Source organism: Pseudomonas sp. NPDC089534 (genome assembly GCF_044749305.1).
Classification (GTDB): Bacteria; Pseudomonadota; Gammaproteobacteria; order Pseudomonadales; family Pseudomonadaceae; genus Aquipseudomonas; species Aquipseudomonas ekonensis.
On the sequence record NZ_JBIVHR010000189.1, the window covers coordinates 1 to 3,022 of the forward strand.

Consider the following 3,022-nt stretch of genomic DNA (forward strand, 5'->3'; position numbering starts at 1 on the left):
ACTCGCTGCCGTCGATGTTCGCCAGGTAGTGGCAGCGCACGCCTTTCTGGGCGTAGGACAGCAGGGCTTCGGACACCAGCTCAGGGCCGAGGAACGAGCCGCCGATGCCGATGTTCACCACGTCGGTGATCGGCTTCTCGGTGTAGCCGCGCCACAGGCCGTCATGGATGCGGCCCACCAGATCGGTCATCTGGTTCAGCACTTTGTGCACGTCGGGCATCACGTTGACGCCGTTGACCGACAGCTTGTCGCCCACCGGACGGCGCAGGGCGGTGTGCAGGGCAGGGCGGCCTTCGGAGGCGTTGATGATTTCGCCTTCGAACAGCGATTTGATCGCGCCCTTGAGGTCGACTTCATTGGCCAGGCCCACCAGCAGGTCGCGGGTCTGGGCGTTGATCAGGTTCTTCGAATAGTCGAGAAACAGTCCGCAGCTGCTCAGGGTGAATTGGGTGAAGCGCTGCGGGTCGGCGTTGAAGGCTTCGCGCATGCTGAAATCCTGCATGGCTTGGCGGTGGTCTTTCAACGCTTGCCAGGCAGGCAGAGCGGTAACGTCATGAGGAGTGCGGTAGTACGCCATCGCTGCGGTTTTCCTTTTTACTTGAACGGCCTTTAGAACACGGATCGGACCGCCAGGCCCGGTCCGGGCATGGGGTCGGCTGCGTTGACGCGATTTCACGGCGCAGGGCGAATACAGTAAACCCCGCGCTCCGATCTGTCTTGGCTTTGTCTGACCCGTTTCCTGTACTTTTTTAACATCAAGGCAGGAAACGGCCGACAAACGGTGGGGCAGGGGCGTCCCGGTCAGGCGACCTGAACCGGGATGGCGTTGCTGGTGTGGCTCAGTTCGTTGCCCGGGGCCATGTAAAGCATGCGCGGCTTGAAGTTCACCAGTTCCGCTTCGCTGTAGTGGGCGTAGGCGCAAATGATCACGCGGTCGCCGACCTTGGCCTTGTGCGCCGCCGCGCCATTGACCGAAATCATCCGCGAGCCTTCTTCGCCGCGGATCGCGTAGGTGGTGAAGCGTTCGCCGTTGTCGACGTTGTAGATCTGGATCTGCTCGTATTCGCGGATGCCGGACAGGTCCAGCCACTCGCCGTCGATGGCGCAGGAACCTTCGTAATCGAGAACCGCGTGAGTGACTTCGGCGCGGTGCAGCTTGGCCTTGAGCATGATGGCGTGCATGAGGGGTTCCCCTGGTCGGAATCGAACGGCAGGCAGTGTGCCCGAAGGGGGGGAGGGCGGCAATATGGCCGGATCTCGGCGGGGGGACGGCCGACGCCATCGCCAGCAGGCTGGCTCCCGCAGGGGGCTCGGGTGGGCGCGGGATTTGTGGTTCCCGCAAAGCAATGTGGGAGCGAGCCTGCTCGCGATGGCGGCCTGCCAGTCACCGGTTGGGTCGACTGAAGGCTGGGCATCGCGGGCAGGCCCGCTCCCACAAGGGATGGCGGCGGTCAGGCCGGGGTGTCGAGGTTCAGGTGCAGGTTGTCGATCAGCCGGGTGGTGCCCAGGAACGCGGCCACCAGGATCACCAGGTCGCGGTCGTCCGCGGTCGCCGGACGCAGGGTCAGGGCGTGGCGGATCTCCAGGTAGTCCGGACGCAGGCCGGCGTCTTCCAGTTGCTTGAGCTGCGCCTGGATCAGCGCCGGGAAGTCACGCTCGCCTTGCTTGATCGACTCGGCAATGGCGCTCAGCGTGCGGTAGACCACCGGTGCCACGGCACGTTGCTCCTCGCTGAGGAACCCGTTGCGCGACGACAGCGCGAGGCCGTCGGCGGCCCGCACGGTCGGCTCGCCGATGATCTGGATCGGCATGTTCAGGTCGTGCACCAGCGCGCGGATCACCGCCAGTTGCTGGAAGTCCTTCTGGCCGAAGATCGCCAGGTCCGGCTGCACCATGTTGAACAGCTTGCTGACCACCGTCGCCACGCCTTCGAAATGCCCGGGACGGCTGGCGCCGCACAGGCCTTCGGACAATTGCGGGACGCTGACCCGGGTCTGTCCGGCCATGCCGTCGGGGTACAACTCCTCGACGGTCGGGGCGAACAGCAGGTCGCAACCGGCCTCCAGCAGCTTTTCCTGGTCCGCCGCCAGGGTGCGCGGGTACTTGTCGAGGTCTTCGCCGGCGCCGAACTGCAGCGGGTTGACGAAAATGCTCGCGACCACGAAGTCCACGCGCTGGGTGGCTTTGGTGATCAGCGCGATGTGGCCGCTGTGCAGGTTGCCCATGGTCGGCACGAAGCCGATGCGCTTGCCTTCGCTGCGGGCGCGGGCCACGGCGGCACGCAGTTCGCGTACTGTTTTGACGGTGTTCATGCGGAGAATCCGTGTTCGATGCCAGGGAACGTGGCGGCTTTGACTTCGTTGACGTAGGCCTTCAGCGCGGCCGGGATGCTGTCCTGACCGTCCATGAAGTTCTTCACGAACTTCGGCACGCGGCCGCTGATCGACAGGCCGAGCATGTCGTGCAGCACCAGCACCTGACCGTCGGTGGCGTTGCCGGCGCCGATGCCGATCACCGGGATCTTCACCGCCTGGCTGATTTCGGCGGCCAGTTCGCTCGGCACGCATTCGAGCAGCAGCATGGCCGCGCCGGCCTGCTCCAGCGAGATCGCATCGGCGCGCATCTGCCGCGCCTGGTTCTCGTTGCGGCCCTGCACCTTGTAGCCGCCGAGAATGTTCACGGCCTGCGGGGTGAGGCCCATGTGCGCGCAGACGGGAACGCCGCGCTCGGCCAGCAGGCGGATCGATTCCGCCAGCCACAGCGCACCCTCGACCTTGACCATGTGCGCGCCGGCCTGCATCAGCATGGCGCTGTTGGTCATGGTCTGTTCCAGGGTGGCGTTGGCCATGAACGGCAGGTCCGCCAGGATCAGGGCATCGGTGTTGCCGCGCTTGACGCTGGCGACGTGGTAGGCCATTTCCGCAGTGGTCACCGGCAGGGTGCTGTCGTGACCCTGCAGGACCATGCCGAGGGAGTCGCCCACCAGCAGCACTTCGACACCGGCCTCGTTGCAGGCGTGGGC

At 65.3% G+C, this 3,022-nt stretch carries 3 protein-coding genes and 1 pseudogene; all 4 read right to left on the reverse strand.

Annotation, left to right across the window (positions count from 1 at the left end; genetic code table 11):
* Positions 1-577, reverse strand: a pseudogene (locus ACIP0B_RS28170) (glucose-6-phosphate isomerase); the annotation flags it as partial.
* A 224-nt stretch (positions 578-801) separates the two neighbouring features.
* On the reverse strand, positions 802-1,182 hold the full coding sequence (panD, locus tag ACIP0B_RS28175) for an aspartate 1-decarboxylase (protein WP_007963888.1): 381 nt from the start codon (positions 1,180-1,182) through the stop codon (positions 802-804).
* A 269-nt stretch (positions 1,183-1,451) separates the two neighbouring features.
* The gene (panC, locus tag ACIP0B_RS28180; RefSeq protein WP_400838420.1) at positions 1,452-2,312 is read right to left on the reverse strand and encodes a pantoate--beta-alanine ligase; all 861 of its coding nucleotides are present in this window, start codon (positions 2,310-2,312) and stop codon (positions 1,452-1,454) included.
* Positions 2,309-3,022 (reverse strand): 3-methyl-2-oxobutanoate hydroxymethyltransferase (gene panB, locus ACIP0B_RS28185; protein WP_400838422.1); only part of this gene is annotated, 714 nt, incomplete at its 5' end. The genes panB and panC, both read right to left, overlap by 4 nt.